Source organism: Paenibacillus agaridevorans, from assembly GCF_003112455.1.
In the GTDB taxonomy this organism is placed as follows: domain Bacteria; phylum Bacillota; class Bacilli; order Paenibacillales; family Paenibacillaceae; genus Pristimantibacillus; species Pristimantibacillus agaridevorans.
Map to the genome: position 1 here is coordinate 1 of NZ_BDQX01000102.1, position 222 is coordinate 222.

Below are 222 nucleotides of genomic sequence, written 5' to 3' on the forward strand. Positions count from 1 at the left end.
GCTGGGAGAGCATCTGCCTTACAAGCAGAGGGTCGGCGGTTCGATCCCGTCATCCTCCACCATACCGCCCACGCTGGGGATTAGCCAAGCGGTAAGGCAACGGACTTTGACTCCGTCACTCCAAGGTTCGAATCCTTGATCCCCAGCCATTTTATTAAGAGCCATTAGCTCAGTTGGTAGAGCACCTGACTTTTAATCAGGGTGTCGAAGGTTCGAGTCCTT

The 222-nt window shown here is 53.6% G+C and carries 1 tRNA gene; it reads left to right on the top strand.

Annotated features, from left to right (window positions below):
* The first annotated feature begins 74 nt into the window (after positions 1 to 74).
* A tRNA-Gln gene (locus tag PAT3040_RS11205) sits at positions 75 to 149 on the top strand.
* The last annotated feature ends 73 nt before the right edge of the window (positions 150 to 222 follow it).